The organism is Arthrobacter sp. JSM 101049 (assembly GCF_041679245.1).
Lineage (GTDB): Bacteria > Actinomycetota > Actinomycetes > Actinomycetales > Micrococcaceae > Arthrobacter_H.
In genome coordinates this window covers 13,606-30,110 of record NZ_JBGFFC010000001.1, presented here as the reverse complement: position 1 = coordinate 30,110, position 16,505 = coordinate 13,606, and the positions used below count along the sequence as shown (strand labels likewise).

Below are 16,505 nucleotides of genomic sequence, written 5' to 3'. Positions count from 1 at the left end.
CGTCACAGTACAGGCGCGACGAGGATGCCGGGCCTGCCGCACGGGCGGTGGATGACCCATCCGGCACCCGGCGAGTCGGCCGACGAACAACGAAGGACGCAGCGGAGACCATGAACACGCCACAGACAGCGGGCGGTCAGGACGCGGGGCTGATCCAGCTCATCGATCCCGACGGACGGCGCGCCCCCCACGAGGAATTCGACCCCTGGATCACCGACGTCGACGCAGGGGTGCTGGGCCGCCTGTATACCGACATGGTGGCCATCCGCCGGATCGACCAGGAGGGCACCGCACTGCAGCGCCAGGGCGAACTCGCCCTCTGGCCGCCGCTGCTGGGCCAGGAAGCGGCCCAGATCGGTGCCGGACGCGCCCTCGAAGACGACGACTTCATCTTCCCCTCCTACCGCGAGACCGGCCTGGCCTACTGCCGTGGCGTCGAGGCCGAGGACATCCTGCGCGTGTGGCGCGGCAACGCCTACAGCGGATGGAACCCCTTCGGCAAGAACATGGCCACGCCGCAAATCATCATCGGCGCCCAGACCCTGCACGCCGCCGGATATGCCATGGGCATCAAGTACGACGGCGGATCACAGGCCGCGATCACCTTCTTCGGCGACGGGGCCACCAGCCAGGGCGACGTCAACGAGGCCATGGTTTTCGCCGCCAGCTACCAGGCACCCGTGGTCTTCTTCTGCCAGAACAACCACTGGGCCATCTCCGAACCGGTGCAGCTGCAGAGCAACACGCACATCGCCGACCGGCCCGTGGGCTTCGGGATCCCGAGCCTGCGCGTGGACGGCAATGACGTGCTGGCCTGCCTGGCCGCCACCCGCATCGCCCTGGACCGGGCCCGCACTGGAAACGGCCCGACGTTCATCGAGGCGGTCACCTACCGGATGGGCCCGCACACCACCGCCGATGACCCCACCCGCTACCGCGACGCCAACGAACTGGACCTCTGGGCGGCCAAGGACCCGATCGAACGCATCGAGAAGCACCTGGACGGGCTCGGCGTCGACACCGCTGAGCTGAAGGCCACCGCCACCGCCGTCGCCGATGCCGTGGCCGGCAAGCTCCGCAAGGCGATCATCGGGCTGGAGGACCCCGACCCGATGGACGTGTTCGAGAACGTCTACTCGCAGCCGCACGCCACCCTGGAGCGCCAACGCGAGCACTACGCGCTCTACCAACAGCAATTCGCCGAGGCCGGATCGGCGACGGAAGGGGGAGCGCGATGAGCACGCTGACCTTCGGCAAGGCCCTGAATGCGGGCCTGCGCCAATCCATGGAAGCCGACGCGAAGGTCGTGCTGATGGGCGAGGACATCGGCCAGCTCGGCGGCGTCTTCCGCATCACCGACGGGTTGCAGAAGGACTTCGGCCAGCACCGGGTCATCGACACCCCGTTGGCGGAATCGGGCATCGTCGGCACCGCCGTGGGCATGGCCTACCGCGGCTTCCGGCCCGTGGTGGAGATCCAATTCGACGGCTTCGTCTACCCGGCCTTCGACCAGATCGTCAGCCAGGTCGCCAAGCTGCACTTCCGCACCCACGGCCAGGTCTCCATGCCCCTGACGATCCGCATCCCCTTCGGCGGCGGCATCGGCTCGCCCGAGCACCACTCCGAATCGCCGGAGGCCTACTTCGCCCACACCGCTGGACTGCGGGTGGTCGTCCCCTCCACGCCCCAGGACGCATACGTGATGCTGCAGCAGGCCATCGCCTGCGACGACCCGGTCGTGTTCTTCGAGCCCAAACGCCGCTACCACGAACGCGGGGAGGTCGACCTCGACGCCGGCGTCACCGGCCCCGGGCTGGACCGAGCGGTGGTGCGCCGGGCCGGATCCGACGTCACGCTCGTGGCCTACGGCGCCCTCGTGAAGACCGCCTTGGACGCGGCCACCGCCGCCGAGGACGAGGGCATCTCGGTCGAGGTCATCGACCTGCGCTCGCTCTCCCCGGTCGACTACGCCACCGTGGAGGCATCGGTGAAGCGGACCGGGCGGTTGGTTGTCACCCACGAGGCGGCCCAGACGCTGGGCCTGGGGGCCGAGATCGCCGCCAGCATCACCGAACGCTGCTTCTACCACCTCGAGCACGCGCCCGTGCGGGTGACCGGCTTCGACATCCCCTACCCCTACTCCAAGCTCGAGATGCACCACGTTCCCGATCTGGACCGCATCCTCGACGGGGTGGACCGGGCGATGGACCGCCCCAATTCCCTCAGCTCCCTGGAAGGCTAGATGAGTACCGTGTTGAAGGTTTTCAAGCTCCCCGACCTCGGCGAAGGACTGACAGAATCCGAAATCGTCAACTGGAAGGTCGCCGTCGGCGAGACCGTCCAGCTCAACCAGGTCATCGCCGAGGTGGAAACCGCCAAGGCCGTGGTTGAACTGCCCAGCCCGTACTCCGGCGTCGTGACCGAACTGCACGAGCAGCCCGGCACCGTGGTGGAAGTCGGCAATCCGATCGTGACCTTCGACGTCCCCGGCGACGGTGCCGACGACGATGGTGCCGACGACGCGGGTCCGGCTGCCGCCGAGGAGGCTTCCGGGGGCCCGGCCCAGCGCGAACCGACCCTGGTCGGCTACGGCGCCGCAGTGGAAACCGGCAAGCGCCCGGCCCGGAAACCGCGCCCGAACGCCGCGGCAGCGGAGACGACGGCCGCTGCTGCTGGTTCCGCGGCGGGGGCCACCGGCGCGCCGGTTCCGGCGGAACCGGTCGCACCGGACCAGGAGAGCGCGCGGGCGGCGGAGCCCTCCGCGCCCGCACCCTCCGCACCGGCCACCGGGACAGGGGAGCGGCCGCGCTGCACGCCCCCGGTGCGCAAGTTCGCCCACGACCTGGGCATCGACCTCGAACGGGTCACGGGAACCGGCCCCTACGGCTTGATCACCCGCGATGATGTCACCGCGGCCCAGGAGCAGGGCGCACGCCACGAGGATGCGGCACCGTCGGCTGCAGTGTCCCCCCAGGCCGCCGAGGCTGGCGGGGGAGTGCGGACCCTGGGCGGGGGCCCGCGGGAGGTGCGCACCCCGATCAAGGGCATCCGCAAGCACACCGCACAGGCGATGGTGGACAGCGCCTTCACCGCGCCGCACGCCACCGAGTTCCTCACCATCGACGTGACGCCGATGATGGAGCTGCTCGAGCGGTTGCGCGCGGACCGTGCCTACCGGGACGTGAAGCTGACGCCGCTGACGATCGCGGCGAAGGCCGTGTGCATCGCATTGGAGCGCCAGCCCACGCTGAACTCGCGCTGGGACGCCGAGGCGCAGGAAATCGTCCAGCTGAACTATGTGAACCTGGGCATTGCCGCGGCGACGCCGCGCGGGCTGATGGTGCCCAACCTCAAGGATGCGCAGGGGCTGGACTTCCGTGCCCTGGCCACTGCGCTGGGCGAGCTGGCCGCAACCGCCAAGGCGGGCAAGACGGCCCCGGAGAATCTGCGTGGGGGCACGTTCTCCATCACGAACATCGGTGTCTTCGGCATCGACGGCGGCACGCCGATCCTCAACCCCGGCGAGGCGGGCATCCTGGCGCTCGGCCAGGTCCGCGAACAGCCGTGGGGCCATCGCGGCGAGGTCGTGCTGCGCCAGGTCACCACACTGAGCCTGTCCTTCGACCACCGGCTGGTCGACGGGGAGCAGGGCTCGCGGTTCCTGGCCGATGTCGGCACGATCATGGCCGATCCCGGCATGCTCATCACGATGCTCTAACGGCAGGCACACGAAAAAAAGGGAGGCGCCCGGCGGATCACCGCCGGGCGCCTCCCTTTCACCCTTGTGGGCCGTAAACCGGCCTCAGGCCAGTTCCATGATGTATTCCTTCACCACTGCCGCCCGGGCGTTGGCGAAGCCGTCGACCTCGCCGACGACCGTGAAGCCGCGGCGCTCGAGCACCTTCTGGCTGCCGATGTTGTCGGTGACCACGCGGGCGCGGATCGGGCGGGCGGTGATCTCCTGCAGGAACTCGTCCACGGCGGAGGTGGTGACGCCCTGGCCCCAGTAGGCGCGGTCGGTCCAGAAGCCGATCTCCACGCCGTCGTCGGCGGTGTAGGCCATGACGTTGCCCACCGGCTTGCCGTCCTGCTCGATGGTGCGCACGGTGACGTCCGGATCGGAGAGGATCGAGGACCAGTGGTGGTTGAACACCCCGCGGTCCGCGGGGTTCTTGGCGGTGAATGCGGCCATCACATTGGCCTCGGGATCCTGCTGGTGCTCGAAGAACCAGTCCAGGTCCGCGGGCTCGACTGCACGAAGCTTCACGGTCGTACCTCTCTAGACAACGATGTCGGTGGTCTTTCACGGTCCGGATGGCGGACGTGATCCCCACCAGACTACCGGTGTGTCGCCCGTCCTAGCGCACCGGGGCCTGCAGGGCCGCCAGTGCCATGGCCACCAGCCGGCGGCGCCGGGCCGCCGGGTCCACCGCCGAACGGTGCGCCGAGTGCGGGGTCGCGTTGATCAGGCCGAACACGGACTGGGCCCGGAAGCGCGCGGCGGCCTCGTCCTCGTCCGGGTGCAGCAGGCGCAACTGGGCGGTCCAGACCTCGATGTAGGCCCGCTGCAGGCGCCGCACGGTGGCCGCGTCCGCCTCCGAGAGGCTGGCCATGTCGCGGTCCTGGACGCGGATGACGTCGCGGTGGCCGAGCGCGAAGTCGACCTGGAAGCCCACGAGCTCGGCCAGCACCCCGGCGGGGGTGCCGCCGGCGCGCGCCACCGCGCTTCCGCCGTCGTACAGGTCGTGGCTGACATCGGTGAGCAGGGCACCGAGCACGGCTGCCTTGCCGGGGAAGTGGCGGTAGACGGCCGGCCCGCTGATGCCCGAGGCCGAGCCCAGGTCCTCGATCGAGACGCCGTGGTAGCCGTGCTGGGCGAAGAGCCGGGCGGCCTCTGCCAGCAGCGTGGAGCGGCGGGTGGCCTTGGCGCGGCTGCGTCCGGTCGGCGCGGCGAGCGGGACGGCCGGGACCTCGCCGGGTTCGCCCGCGGGCCAGCCGTGGCCTGCTCCGGCGTGTCCGCCCGCGGGACGGGGGTCGTGCTGCACGGGGCGCCTCCTGACGACGTGGGCCAGCACACAATCGGCACTGGACATTCCAGTTAATGGATACTAACGTCTATTTCAGTTAGTACCTATTAACTCAACGAGGCCGGGGCGAGTTCCCGTGGCCCTCCCGACGACGCCGAGGAAGCACACGCATGGAAACCCTGGCCTCCCACCTGGACCCGGCGGCTCCGGCCTTTGCCGAGAACGAGACCGCCCAGCGCACGCTCGTCGACGCCCTGCGGGCCCGGCTGGACACGGTCGCCCGCGGCGGCAGCGAGAAGTCACGCCGCCGGCACACCGACCGCGGCAAGATGCTGCCGCGCGAACGCGTCGACGCCCTGCTGGACGAGGGCTCGCCGTTCCTGGAGATCGCACCGCTGGCCGCCGAAGGGATGTACGACGGCGAATGCCCCGGCGCCGGGATCATCACCGGGATCGGGCTCATCCACGGCCGCCAGGTCCTGGTCATCTCCAACGACGCCACCGTCAAGGGCGGCACCTACTACCCGATGACGGTCAAGAAGCACCTGCGGGCCCAGGAGATCGCCCTGGAGAACCACCTGCCGTGCATCTACCTGGTCGATTCCGGCGGAGCATTCCTGCCCCGCCAGGACGAGGTCTTCCCGGACCGCGACCACTTCGGGCGCATCTTCTACAACCAGGCCAACCTCTCGGCACGGAAGATCCCGCAGATCGCCGCCGTCCTGGGCTCCTGCACCGCCGGCGGCGCCTATGTGCCGGCCATGAGCGACGAAACGGTGATGGTGCGCAACCAGGGCACCATCTTCCTGGGCGGACCCCCGCTGGTGAAGGCCGCCACCGGCGAGGTCGTCACCGCCGAGGAGCTCGGCGGGGCCGACCTGCACTCGCGCACCTCCGGCGTCAGCGACCACCTCGCCGAGGACGACGCCCACGCCCTGCAGATCGTCCGCGACATCGTCGTGACCCTGCCGCCCCCGGCGCCTCCGGCCTGGGAGGTCACCGGGGCCAGCGAACCCGTGGCGGACCCCGAACAGCTCTACGGTGCGGTCCCCGTCGACGTCAACGGCCGCTACGACGTCCACGAGGTCATCGCCCGCATCACCGACGGCAGCGGATTCCACGAGTTCAAGGCCAACTACGGCACCACCCTGGTCACCGGGTTCGCCCGGATCCACGGCCACCCGGTGGGCATCGTGGCCAACAACGGCGTACTGTTCTCCGAATCCGCGCTCAAGGGCGCGCACTTCATCGAACTGTGCGACCAGCGCGGCATCCCGCTGGTGTTCCTGCAGAACATCTCCGGGTTCATGGTCGGCCGCGACTACGAGGCCGGCGGCATCGCCAAGAACGGCGCCAAGATGGTCACCGCCGTGGCCACCTGCCGGGTCCCGAAGCTGACCGTCGTCATCGGCGGCTCGTTCGGCGCCGGCAACTACTCGATGTGCGGGCGGGCCTACTCGCCGCGCTTTTTGTGGATGTGGCCGGCCGCGCGGATCTCCGTCATGGGCGGCAACCAGGCCTCCTCCGTGCTCTCCACCGTCAAGCGCGACGGGATCGAACGCGCCGGCGGCACCTGGGACGACGCCGACGAGGAGGCCTTCAAGGCCCCCATCCGCGAGCAGTACGAAACCCAGGGCAACCCGTACTACTCCACCGCCCGGCTCTGGGACGACGGCATCATCGACCCCGCCGACACCCGCCGGGTACTCGGCCTCGCCCTGGACGTCTGTGCCACCGAACCCCTGCCGGACACCTCGTTCGGCGTCTTCAGGATGTGACCCCGCGATGACCGAAAACCAGACCGAAAACCACCCCGAGGCCCCGCTCTTCGGCACCGTGCTGGTGGCCAACCGCGGCGAGATCGCCGTGCGCGTGATCCGCACGCTGCGCCGGCTGGGCATCCGCTCCGTCGCCGTCTACTCCGAGGCCGACGCCGGCGCCCGCCACGTGTGCGAAGCAGACGACGCCGTCTGCCTGGGCCCCGCCGCCGCAGCGGAAAGCTACCTGGACATCGACGCCGTGGTCCGCGCCTGCCGCACCTCCGGCGCCCAGGCCGTGCACCCCGGCTACGGGTTCCTCTCCGAGAACCTCGACTTCGCCCGCGCCCTGGAAGACGCGGGGATCACCTTCATCGGCCCCAGTGCGCACTCCATCAACCTGATGGGCGACAAGATCCGCGCCAAAAACCATGTGGCCAGCCACGGCGTCCCGGTCGTCCCCGGCGTCGCCGACCCCGGCATGGACGACGCCGCCCTCATCGAGGCCGCCGACGGCGTCGGGTTCCCGCTGCTGATCAAGCCCTCCGCCGGGGGCGGCGGCAAGGGCATGCACGCCGTGGAGAGCGCCGCCGAGCTTCCCGCCACCCTGCAGACCGCACGCCGTGTCGCCCGCAGCTCCTTCGGCGACGACACGCTGCTGCTCGAACGCCTGGTGCGCAGCCCCCGCCACATCGAGGTCCAGGTCCTGGCCGACACCCACGGGAACACCATCCACCTCGGCGAGCGCGAATGCTCGCTGCAACGCCGCCACCAGAAGGTCATCGAGGAGGCCCCCGCACCCCTGCTGGAAATGCTCGACGACGGTGCCTCCATCCGCGAGCGGATCGGGGCAGCGGCGGTCGACGCCGCCCGTTCGGTCGACTATGTCGGCGCCGGAACCGTCGAGTTCCTGGTCTCCGACGAGAACCCCGGCGAGTTCTTCTTCATGGAGATGAACACCCGCCTGCAGGTCGAGCACCCGGTGACCGAGGAGGTCGTCCGCGTGGACGGGCAGCGGATCGACCTCGTCGAATGGCAGGTCCGCGTCGCCGCCGGCGAGGCGCTGGGGTTCGGACAGCAGGCCATCGGGCTCTCCGGGCACGCCATCGAGGCGCGCGTCTACGCCGAGGACCCCGCCCAGGGGTTCCTGCCCTCCATCGGCACGATCCTGCGCGCCGAGGACGCCGTCGGCGAGGGCATCCGCACCGATTCGGGCATCGCCACCGGCTCCGAGGTCACCCCGCACTACGACCCGATGCTCGCCAAGGTCATCGCCCACGGGGCCGATCGGCCCCAGGCCCTGGCGCGGCTCGACGCCGCCCTGGCCTCCACCATCGTGCTCGGCGTGGAAACCAACCTGGAATACCTGCGTGCCCTGCTCGCCGAGGAGGACGTGCAGGCCGGCCGGCTGGACACCACGTTCATCGACCGCTGGGGAACCCAGCCCAAGCGCCAACCCACCGACGCCGAGCTGCAGGGCATCGCCGCGCGCTTCCTGGCCCTGGAACCCCCGGCTGCGGGCCGCTCCGGTGCCTGGAGCGCCGACGGCTGGCGGCTGGGCAGCCACCGGCGCCGCACCCTGGCCCTGGAGATCGACGGCGAACTGCACCAGGTGCAGCTGCCACCGGCCGCGGCACCCGGCGCACCCGAGTGCGACACCGCAGGCACCGCCGTCGTGCCCGCGTTCGAACCGGTTCCCGGCACCGGCGGACGGGAGGCGTGGATCGGCTCCGCCGGGTACAACGCCCACGTGCGCTGGCTGGACCGGCGCGCACTCGTGCACCGCCACCTGGCGACCATCGAACGCGAGGAGGCCGGCGGCGACCCGGAATCCCGCTCGCCCATGCCCGGCACCGTCGTCTCGGTCCTCGTGGCCACCGGCGACCACGTCGAGGCAGGCCAGCCGGTGCTCGCGGTCGAGGCGATGAAGATGGAACACCCCCTCACCGCGGGCCTGGCTGGCACCGTCACCGTCCACGTCGCCGTCGGCGACCACGTCGCCGCCGGGGCCTGCGTGGCCACCGTGCAGCCCGACCCCGAACCGACCATAGACGCAGCAGACACCACAGACACCGCAGCGGCCTCCGGCGCGCCCACCGCCACCGCCCCCACCAGCTAAGGACCCCCACATGCCGAACCTCGAACTCGAAGACGACTACCAGGACCTCTCCGACACCGTCCGCGACTTCGCCGACACCGTCGTTGCACCGGTCTCCGCCAAGCACGACGAGGAACACAGCTTCCCCTACGAGGTCGTGTCCCAGATGGGGGAGATGGGCCTGTTCGGCCTGCCCTTCCCCGAGGAGCACGGCGGCATGGGCGGGGACTACTTCGCCCTCGCCCTGGCACTGGAACAGCTCGGCCGCGTCGACCAGTCGGTGGCGATCACCCTGGAGGCCGGCGTCTCGCTCGGAGCCATGCCGGTGTACCGCTTCGGCACCGACGCGCAGAAGCAGGAATGGCTGCCGCAGCTGGCCAGCGGGCAGGCCCTGGCCGGGTTCGGCCTGACCGAGCCGGAGGCCGGCTCCGACGCCGGCGGCACCAAGACCACCGCACGGCTCGAGGACGGGAACTGGGTGGTCAACGGCAACAAGGAGTTCATCACCAACTCCGGCACCGACATCACGCAGTTGGTGACCGTCACCGCGGTCACCGGCACCTCCGAACGCGCCGACGGATCCGTGAAGAAGGAGATCTCCACCATCCTCGTGCCCACCGACACGCCCGGCTTCACCGCCGAGAAGGCGTACAACAAGGTCGGCTGGAACGCCTCGGACACCCACCCGCTGACGCTGAAGAACGCCACCGTCCCGGAAGCGAACCTGCTCGGGGAGCGCGGCCGCGGCTACGCCAACTTCCTGTCCATCCTCGACGAGGGCCGCATCGCCATCGCCGCCCTGGCCACCGGCGCCGCCCAGGGCTGCGTCGACGAGTCCGTGCGCTACGCGAAGGAGCGCAGCGCGTTCGGGCAGAACATCGGGAAGTACCAGGCCATCCAGTTCAAGATCGCCCGCATGCAGGCCCGCGCCCACACCGCCCGCCTGGCCTACTACGGCGCCGCATCGAAGATGCTCGCCGGCAAGCCGTTCAAGACCGAGGCCGCCATCGCCAAGATGGTCGCCGGCGAGGCAGCCATGGACAACGCCCGGGACGCCACCCAAGTCTTCGGCGGCTACGGCTTCATGAACGAGTTCCGCGTCTCGCGCCACTACCGCGACTCCAAGATCCTCGAGGTCGGCGAGGGCACGACCGAGGTCCAGCTGATGCTCATCGCCCGCGAGCTCGGCCTGTAGCCCCGGACCCAAGGAAGGCACCATGAACGACACACCAGGGCACGACGGCGCAACCTCCTCCGCCGCTTCCACCGGGCAGCGCATCGTCCAGCGCGGGCTCTACTTCGACGAGCTGGAACTGGGCACCGTGTACGTGCACAGCCCGGGTAGGACGATGACCGAGACGGACAACGTCCTGTTCACCACCATGACAATGAACACCCAGGCCCTACACCTGGACGCCGCCTGGAGTGCCACCCAGCCCTTCGGGCAGCGGCTGGTCAACTCGATGTTCACCCTGGCCACGCTGGTCGGCCAGTCGGTCGGCCAGCTGACCCAGGGGACCATCATCGGCCAGCTGGGCCTGTCGGATGTCAGCTTCCCGCACCCGCTCTTCCACGGGGATACCCTCTACACCGAAACCGAGATCACCGGCCTGCGGCCCTCCACGTCCCGGCCCGGCCAGGGCATCGTGACCATGAAGCACACCGGCCGCAACCAGGACGGCACCGTGGTCGCCGAGGCCTCGCGGACCGCGCTGATGTGGACCGCGGCGGGGCACCGGGCCGCGGGGGAGGACCGGGCATGAGCGCCGGCAGCCACCCGGCGTTCACGATGGGCCCGGCCATCCTGTTCTGCCCCGCCGACCGGCCCGAACGCTATGCCAAGGCTGCCGCCCGGGCCGACGCGGTGATCCTCGACCTCGAGGACGCCGTCGCACCGGCCGGCAAGGCCGCCGCCCGGCAGGCCATGCTCGACACGCCGCTGGATCCGGCGCGGACGATCATCCGGGTCAACCCCGTCGGTACGGATGACTTCCCCGCGGATCTCGAGGCGCTGCAGGGGACCGGGTACACCACCGTCATGCTGGCCAAGACCGAGGCCGTCGGGCAGGTCCGGCAAGTGGGCGGCTACAGTGTCGTCGCCCTGTGCGAAACGGCGCTGGGGATTCTCAACGCCCCGGCCCTCGCCGCGGAGGAGAACGTCGTGGCCCTGATGTGGGGCGCCGAGGACCTAGTGGCCTCGCTCGGCGGGACCTCGAGTCGCCACGAGGACGGGCGCTACCGCGACGTCGCCGTGCATGCCCGGGCCGCCGTCCTGCTGGCTGCCGGTGCCTCCGGCAAGGCGGGCATCGACTCGGTCTACATCGACATCCCCGACGCGGAAGGCCTGGCCGCGGAGAGCCGGGACGCCGTTGCCAGCGGTTTCGCGGCCAAGGCCAGCATCCACCCCGCCCAGATGCCGGTGATCCGCGAGGCCTACGCGCCGGATCCGGCGGCAGTGGTCCGGGCCCGTGCCATCCTGGCAGCGGCCCGGACCGCCCATGGCGTGTTCTCCTTCGAGGGGCAGATGGTCGACGAACCGCTGCTGCGCCACGCCCGCCAGCTGGTGGCCCGCGCGGGGGAGTAGGCCCCACCGGGCTGCATTGGGCTCTGCTGCATCGTCCAGTGTCGGAACCTTCACCGATTAGGTTGCGCGCAATTAAGTTGTACGTTATGTTTATTTCATGATGCCGACCGATCCGCTCGTCCTGGAAGCCCAATTGTGCTTTTCCCTGTACTCCGGGGAGCGCACCGTGGGCGCGGCCTATCGGGAATTGCTGGCGCCACTGGGCCTGACGTACCCGCAGTACCTGGTCATGCTCGTGCTGTGGGAGGACGACGGGCAACCCGTGTCGGCCCTGGGGCGGCGGCTCGGTCTGGACAGCGGGACCTTGTCGCCGCTGCTGAAGCGGCTGGAGGCCGCGGGCAGGATCACCAGACGCCGCTCGGACGGCGACGAACGCGTCGTCCGGGTCCACCTGACCGACGACGGGGCGGCCCTGCGTGCCGACGCCGTCTCCATTCCCGGCCACCTCGCCTCCCGCATGCCTCTCACGGCAGCGGAAACCGGCGAACTGCGGCGGCTCCTCGGCAAGATGTGTGGCCACGACGCCTAGGCCACCCGGTGCTGCAGCCATCGCGCCACCCCGACCACCCCGAACACCATCACCTGGGAGAAAAACCATGAAGACGCTCTACACCGCAGAAGCACTTGCCACCGGAGCCGGCCGTGACGGGCATGTTGCCACCACCGACCGCCGGGTCGACCTCGACCTGGCCGTCCCCGAAACCATGGGTGGCTCCGGCAATGGCGCGAATCCCGAACAGCTCTTTGCCGCCGGTTATGCGGCCTGCTTCCACAGCGCCCTGCAGCTGGTTGCCCGCCAGCAGAAGGTGGACATCGAGGGTTCCAGCGTCGGTTCCGAGGTCCACCTCGGTGGCCTCGACGGGGGCGGATTCGGCCTGGCCGTGACCCTGGAAGTCACGCTGCCCGAGGTGGATCCGGCGGTCGCCCGCGGGCTCGCCGACCGGGCGCACGAGGTCTGCCCCTACTCCAACGCCACCCGGGGCAACATCGAGGTCGACATCCGCGTCTCCGACGACTGATCAGCGGGCCGCGGCGTCGGTGCCTGCCGCGGTGCGGTAATAGCGCCGCTGGGGACGGCCGGGGCCATAACGTAGCCGGACCCCGGCGGCTCCGGTCTCCACCAGGTACTCCAGGTAGCGGCGCGCGCTGACCCGCGACGTCCCCAGCACCTCGGCGGCCTCGGAGGCCGCGACATCGGCATCGGCCGAACGGAGCAGGTCCTCCACCCGCTGCAGCGTCTCTGCGCTGAACCCCTTGGGCAACTTCTCCGCCGTCGCGCCCCGGCCGCCGGCGAGTCCGAACACGCGGTCGATGTCCGCCTGCTCGGCAGTCTGCGCGGCATCCAGCGGCCGGTACGTCGCCGCGTAGTGCTCCAGCCGGTCCACCAGCTCCCGGCGGGTGAACGGCTTCATCAGATAGTGGACGATCCCGCCGCGCAGGGCGCTGCGCACCGTGTCGGCCTCGCGGGCCGCGCTGATGACCAGGACGTCCAGTTCCGGGACCACCTCACGCAGACGACGCAGCAGCTCCAGCCCGCCGATGTCGGGCAGATGGATATCCAGCAGGACCAGGTCCGGGGTGACCCGGCGGACCTCGGAGAGCGCCTGCGCCCCGCTCTGGGCGACGCCGCAGACCTCGAAACCGGGAACCGCCGCCACGAACCCGGTGTGGATGCGCGCCACCATGAAGTCGTCGTCGACGATGAGGACCTTGATCATTTGCCGGCCTCCCGCGGCAGGACGGCCGTGAAGACGGCACCACCGTCGTTGTGCATGGTCGCCGTGCCGCCCCGGCGTTCGCACACCAACCGGGTCAGGGCCAGACCAAAGCCACGTCCGGCCGAGGACACCGAGGCCTTGGAGCTGTAGCCCTGTTGGAAAATCCGCTCCTGCATGGCGGCGTCGACCCCCGGCCCGGAATCCCTGACCGTCGCGGTGATCCGGCCGTCCCGGTCCTCCAGATGCAGCTGCACGAGGGCATCGGGCAGACCGGCGACGGCGTCCAGCGCGTTGTCCACCAGGTTGCCCACCACGGTGACCAGGTCGCGGGAGAGCTCCTCATCGACCCGGCCCAACGCCGTCTCCGGGGCCATCCGGATCGAGACGCCGCGCTCGCCGGCGAGGCTGGACTTGGCGATCACCAGAGCAGCGACCGCCGGATCGAGGATGCGGTTGGTGACGTTGTCGACCAGTTGCGTCCGGCTGAAGCTCACCCCGTCGACAAAGCCCAGGGCCTCGTCGTACTCGCCCAGCTGGAGCAAACCGGAAATCGTATGCAGCTGGTTGGCGAATTCGTGGGTTTGCGCCCGGAGGGTATCCGTGGTGGTCCGGGTGGTTCCGAGCTCGCTTTCCAAGGTGGAGAGTTCGGTGCGGTCGCGCAGGGTCGTCACCCAGCCGATGATCCGGTCGTGTGCCTGCATCGGCCGCCGGTTGAGCACCACCAGCCGCTCGCCGACCAGGAGCAGCTGGTCGGCCTGGGCAGGACCCTGCGTGAGGGCCTCCCGCAGCGTGGCATCGACCCCCAGCTCCGCGAGAGTGCGCCCCTCACTGGTATCGGGCCAGCCGAGCAGGTCGATGGCGGCGTCGTTGACCAAGGCGATGCGACCACGCGGATCCACGGCAACCACCCCTTCCTTGATGCCGTGCAGGATGGCCTCGCGGTGTTCGACCAAGCCGGCGATCTCATCCGGCTCCATGCCCAGGGTCTGGTGCTTCACCCGGCGGGAGAGCAGCAGGGACCCCACCGTGCCGACCGCCAGGGACACCCCGAGATAGGTCAGCAGGTTCGGGACCGTGCTGCCCAGGCGCTCCCAGACCGAGGGATAGGTTCGCCCCACGACGGCGACGCCCACCAGGGCCCCGGAGTTGTCCAGCACCGGGACATGGGCCACCAGGGTCCGCGCCCGGCCGCTGGCCACCGAGCCGGTCCAGGACCTTCCCTCCATGACGTCGCTGCCCGCCAGCTCCAGTGGTTCCCCGAGTTGCGAGGGGTCGGAGGAGGCCACGATCAGCCCGTCCTTCCGGGCCAGCTGGGACAACGAGGCCCCGGAGACGGCTCGGACCGACTCGGCGACTGCGGGCAGGGCCGCGCCCAGCCGGGGCCGGGCGTCGGGCAGCATCGACCTGACAACGGGCATGGCGGCGAGGGTTTCGGCGGCCGAGAGCGCCCTGCGGCTTTCCATCCGTTCAAAGGTCCGCTCGGACTGGGCCAGCGAGATGAACAGGACGCCGACCAGGACCGCGAGGACGATCAGCAGCTGTAGGGCCAGGAACTGGCTGGAGAGCGTGAGCCGTCGACGGTCCGTCGGGGCGCTGGCAGCTGCTCGGGACACGGGCACGGCCTTCCTGGGCACCGGAGCCGCCGATGCCGCATCATGGGGCGGGGAACGGATGAACTCTACACAGGGTCCCGCACGACGGCGACTGTGGCAGGTAACACAATGAACACAAGTTTCACTGCGACCACAAGCGTGACCGCCGTCACTGCGCTGCTTAGCGTGGTTCCATTCGCACCCCCAAGTGAAAGAGGTACACCATGCGCCGCAGAAGCGCGCTCAAGCTGTCCGCACTGGCCGCAGGTATCATGCTCGCCGCCTCCGGCTGCGGGGTCACCGGCTCCGCCGACTCCGCGGCCAGTTCGGCCGAGGCAGGTCCGGTGACCGGACTGCGCATCATGGTCCCGAATACCCCGGGCGGCGGCTACGACACCACGGCCCGTACGGCGGCCCAGGTCATGGAGGAAGCCGACATCACCAGCGGCACCGAGGTCTTCAACCTGGCCGGCGCCGGTGGAACCGTGGGCCTGGCCCGCATCGTCAACGAAAAGGGCAACGGCAACCTGGAGATGCTGATGGGGCTCGGTGTCGTGGGTGCCAGCTACACCAACGACTCCGACGCGAAGCTGACCGAGACGACCCCCATCGCCAAGCTCATTGAGGAGCCGGGCGCGATCATGGTCTCGAAGGACTCGCCCTACAAGACCATCGACGATCTGGTGAAGGCCTGGAAGGCCAATCCAGCCAAGATCAGCGTCGGCGGTGGCTCCTCGCCGGGCGGACCCGACCACTTGCTGCCGATGCAGTTGGCCCAGACCATCGGCATCGACCCGAAGGAGGTCAACTTCGTCTCCTACGACGGCGGTGGCGATCTGCTGCCGGCCATCCTGGGCAACAAGCTCGACGTCGCGGCGTCGGGTGCCGGCGAATTCCTGGAGCAGATCAAGTCCGGAGACATCCGGGTCCTGGCCACCAGCGGCGAGGAGCGCCTGGACGGCGTGGACGCCCCGACCCTGAAGGAATCGGGCATCGACCTGGTCTTCAGCAACTGGCGCGGCCTCGTGGCCCCTCCGGGAATTTCCGATGACGACAAGGCCAAGCTCATCGACACCGTCACCAAGATGCACGAGAGCGATGAGTGGAAGGAAGCCCTGAAGAAGAACCGGTGGACCGACGCCTTCATCACCGGCGACGACTTCGAGTCCTTCCTGCACGACCAGGACCAGCGGGTCGCCGACGTCCTGCAGAAGCTGGGGCTGGCGTGAGTGAAGTTGCCACCCGGCATACCAGCCGCTCCGAGCTGGGCTTCGCGGCCCTGCTCGGAGCGGTTGGGGTGGTGGTCCTCGTCGACGCCGCCACCCTGCATGCCCCGTATTCCCAAACCGATCGCATCGGCCCGCAAACCGTGCCGTACATTGTCGGCGGCCTCCTGCTGCTGTGCGCGATCTTCCTGGCCGTCAAGGTCCTCCGCGGCGATGTCGCCGAGCCCGACGAAGGCGAGGACGTCGACCCCAATTCCCCCATTGGCTGGCGGACCGTGCTGCCGTTGATCGGCTTCTTCATCCTGAACATCGTCCTGATCAACCCCCTGGGCTGGGTCATCTCGGGAACCGTGCTCTTCTGGGGCAGTGTCTGGTCCCTGGGCAGCCGCCATTACATCCGCGACGGCATCGTCTCGCTCCTGATGGCGCTGGGGACCTTCTACGGCTTCTACCTCGGCCTGGGCATCCACCTGCCGGCCGGCGTCCTGGAAGGGGTGCTTTAA

At 69.8% G+C, this 16,505-nt stretch carries 16 protein-coding genes; 12 read left to right on the top strand and 4 right to left on the bottom strand.

Translation table 11 applies throughout. The features are described from left to right. The first annotated feature begins 110 nt into the window (after positions 1–110). From pdhA to AB8M85_RS00130, 3 genes are read left to right on the top strand one after another with little or no spacing between them, the layout of a single operon-like run. Positions 111–1,238: a pyruvate dehydrogenase (acetyl-transferring) E1 component subunit alpha gene (gene pdhA, locus AB8M85_RS00140; protein WP_372696748.1), complete on the top strand. Its 1,128-nt coding sequence runs from the start codon at positions 111–113 to the stop codon at positions 1,236–1,238. Continuing rightward, positions 1,235–2,242: an alpha-ketoacid dehydrogenase subunit beta gene (locus tag AB8M85_RS00135; RefSeq protein ID WP_372696747.1), complete on the top strand. Its 1,008-nt coding sequence runs from the start codon at positions 1,235–1,237 to the stop codon at positions 2,240–2,242. Before pdhA ends, AB8M85_RS00135 begins: the two co-directional genes overlap by 4 nt. Further along, the gene (locus AB8M85_RS00130; protein ID WP_372696746.1) at positions 2,243–3,718 is read left to right on the top strand and encodes a dihydrolipoamide acetyltransferase family protein; all 1,476 of its coding nucleotides are present in this window, start codon (positions 2,243–2,245) and stop codon (positions 3,716–3,718) included. It abuts the gene before it with no gap. Between the two features lie 84 nt (positions 3,719–3,802). Here AB8M85_RS00130 and AB8M85_RS00125 read toward each other — a convergent pair whose 3' ends face one another. Both AB8M85_RS00125 and AB8M85_RS00120 read right to left on the bottom strand, forming a co-directional pair. Next, positions 3,803–4,267 carry a GNAT family N-acetyltransferase gene (locus AB8M85_RS00125; protein WP_372696745.1) on the bottom strand — a complete coding sequence of 155 codons (465 nt, stop codon included), beginning with the start codon at positions 4,265–4,267 and terminating at the stop codon, positions 3,803–3,805. Positions 4,268–4,358: 91 nt separating this feature from the next. Next, entirely contained in the window at positions 4,359–5,045 is a 687-nt protein-coding gene (locus AB8M85_RS00120; protein WP_372696744.1) for a TetR/AcrR family transcriptional regulator, read from the bottom strand. A gap of 152 nt (positions 5,046–5,197) precedes the next feature. On the opposite strand from AB8M85_RS00120, the gene AB8M85_RS00115 reads away from it, so the two are divergent. From AB8M85_RS00115 to AB8M85_RS00085, 7 genes are all read left to right on the top strand, one after another. Then, the gene (locus AB8M85_RS00115; RefSeq protein WP_372696743.1) at positions 5,198–6,805 is read left to right on the top strand and encodes a carboxyl transferase domain-containing protein; all 1,608 of its coding nucleotides are present in this window, start codon (positions 5,198–5,200) and stop codon (positions 6,803–6,805) included. A 7-nt stretch (positions 6,806–6,812) separates the two neighbouring features. Beyond that, on the top strand, positions 6,813–8,903 hold the full coding sequence (locus tag AB8M85_RS00110) for a biotin carboxylase N-terminal domain-containing protein (RefSeq protein ID WP_372696742.1): 2,091 nt from the start codon (positions 6,813–6,815) through the stop codon (positions 8,901–8,903). A gap of 10 nt (positions 8,904–8,913) precedes the next feature. After that, the gene (locus AB8M85_RS00105) at positions 8,914–10,077 is read left to right on the top strand and encodes an acyl-CoA dehydrogenase family protein (RefSeq protein ID WP_372696741.1); all 1,164 of its coding nucleotides are present in this window, start codon (positions 8,914–8,916) and stop codon (positions 10,075–10,077) included. 22 nt (positions 10,078–10,099) lie between these two features. Continuing rightward, positions 10,100–10,645, top strand: a complete 546-nt coding sequence (locus tag AB8M85_RS00100) for a MaoC family dehydratase (protein WP_372696740.1) — start codon at positions 10,100–10,102, stop codon at positions 10,643–10,645. After that, positions 10,642–11,466, top strand: coding sequence for a CoA ester lyase (locus AB8M85_RS00095; protein ID WP_372696739.1), 825 nt, complete (start codon positions 10,642–10,644; stop codon positions 11,464–11,466). Before AB8M85_RS00100 ends, AB8M85_RS00095 begins: the two co-directional genes overlap by 4 nt. 97 nt (positions 11,467–11,563) lie before the next feature. After that, positions 11,564–11,995: a MarR family winged helix-turn-helix transcriptional regulator gene (locus tag AB8M85_RS00090; protein ID WP_372696738.1), complete on the top strand. Its 432-nt coding sequence runs from the start codon at positions 11,564–11,566 to the stop codon at positions 11,993–11,995. 67 nt (positions 11,996–12,062) lie between these two features. After that, positions 12,063–12,485 carry an organic hydroperoxide resistance protein gene (locus tag AB8M85_RS00085; protein WP_372696737.1) on the top strand — a complete coding sequence of 141 codons (423 nt, stop codon included), beginning with the start codon at positions 12,063–12,065 and terminating at the stop codon, positions 12,483–12,485. Here AB8M85_RS00085 and AB8M85_RS00080 read toward each other — a convergent pair whose 3' ends face one another. Together AB8M85_RS00080 and AB8M85_RS00075 are read right to left on the bottom strand one after the other, a co-directional pair. Further along, a complete protein-coding gene (locus tag AB8M85_RS00080; protein ID WP_372696736.1) occupies positions 12,486–13,184 on the bottom strand; it encodes a response regulator in 699 nt (232 codons plus the stop codon). Further along, a complete protein-coding gene (locus tag AB8M85_RS00075) occupies positions 13,181–14,797 on the bottom strand; it encodes an ATP-binding protein (protein ID WP_372696735.1) in 1,617 nt (538 codons plus the stop codon). Before AB8M85_RS00075 ends, AB8M85_RS00080 begins: the two co-directional genes overlap by 4 nt. Before the next feature lie 203 nt (positions 14,798–15,000). Here AB8M85_RS00075 and AB8M85_RS00070 point away from each other — a divergent pair, with 203 nt between their 5' ends. Continuing rightward, positions 15,001–16,005 (top strand): Bug family tripartite tricarboxylate transporter substrate binding protein, encoded by a 1,005-nt coding sequence (locus tag AB8M85_RS00070; protein WP_372696734.1) that lies wholly within the window; start codon positions 15,001–15,003, stop codon positions 16,003–16,005. After that, positions 16,002–16,505 (top strand): tripartite tricarboxylate transporter TctB family protein, encoded by a 504-nt coding sequence (locus AB8M85_RS00065; protein WP_372696733.1) that lies wholly within the window; start codon positions 16,002–16,004, stop codon positions 16,503–16,505. Before AB8M85_RS00070 ends, AB8M85_RS00065 begins: the two co-directional genes overlap by 4 nt.

What these genes read in the sequence shown, in the direction of transcription:
- AB8M85_RS00105 (WP_372696741.1), top strand. Translation starts at nt 8,914, where the DNA reads ATGCCGAACCTCGAACTCGAAGACGACTACCAGGACCTCTCCGACACC.
- AB8M85_RS00070 (WP_372696734.1), top strand. Translation starts at nt 15,001, where the DNA reads ATGCGCCGCAGAAGCGCGCTCAAGCTGTCCGCACTGGCCGCAGGTATC.
- AB8M85_RS00095 (WP_372696739.1), top strand. Translation starts at nt 10,642, where the DNA reads ATGAGCGCCGGCAGCCACCCGGCGTTCACGATGGGCCCGGCCATCCTG.
- AB8M85_RS00080 (WP_372696736.1), bottom strand. Translation starts at nt 13,184, where the DNA reads ATGATCAAGGTCCTCATCGTCGACGACGACTTCATGGTGGCGCGCATC.
- AB8M85_RS00115 (WP_372696743.1), top strand. Translation starts at nt 5,198, where the DNA reads ATGGAAACCCTGGCCTCCCACCTGGACCCGGCGGCTCCGGCCTTTGCC.
- AB8M85_RS00100 (WP_372696740.1), top strand. Translation starts at nt 10,100, where the DNA reads ATGAACGACACACCAGGGCACGACGGCGCAACCTCCTCCGCCGCTTCC.
- AB8M85_RS00090 (WP_372696738.1), top strand. Translation starts at nt 11,564, where the DNA reads ATGATGCCGACCGATCCGCTCGTCCTGGAAGCCCAATTGTGCTTTTCC.
- AB8M85_RS00130 (WP_372696746.1), top strand. Translation starts at nt 2,243, where the DNA reads ATGAGTACCGTGTTGAAGGTTTTCAAGCTCCCCGACCTCGGCGAAGGA.
- AB8M85_RS00085 (WP_372696737.1), top strand. Translation starts at nt 12,063, where the DNA reads ATGAAGACGCTCTACACCGCAGAAGCACTTGCCACCGGAGCCGGCCGT.
- pdhA (WP_372696748.1), top strand. Translation starts at nt 111, where the DNA reads ATGAACACGCCACAGACAGCGGGCGGTCAGGACGCGGGGCTGATCCAG.
- AB8M85_RS00110 (WP_372696742.1), top strand. Translation starts at nt 6,813, where the DNA reads ATGACCGAAAACCAGACCGAAAACCACCCCGAGGCCCCGCTCTTCGGC.
- AB8M85_RS00135 (WP_372696747.1), top strand. Translation starts at nt 1,235, where the DNA reads ATGAGCACGCTGACCTTCGGCAAGGCCCTGAATGCGGGCCTGCGCCAA.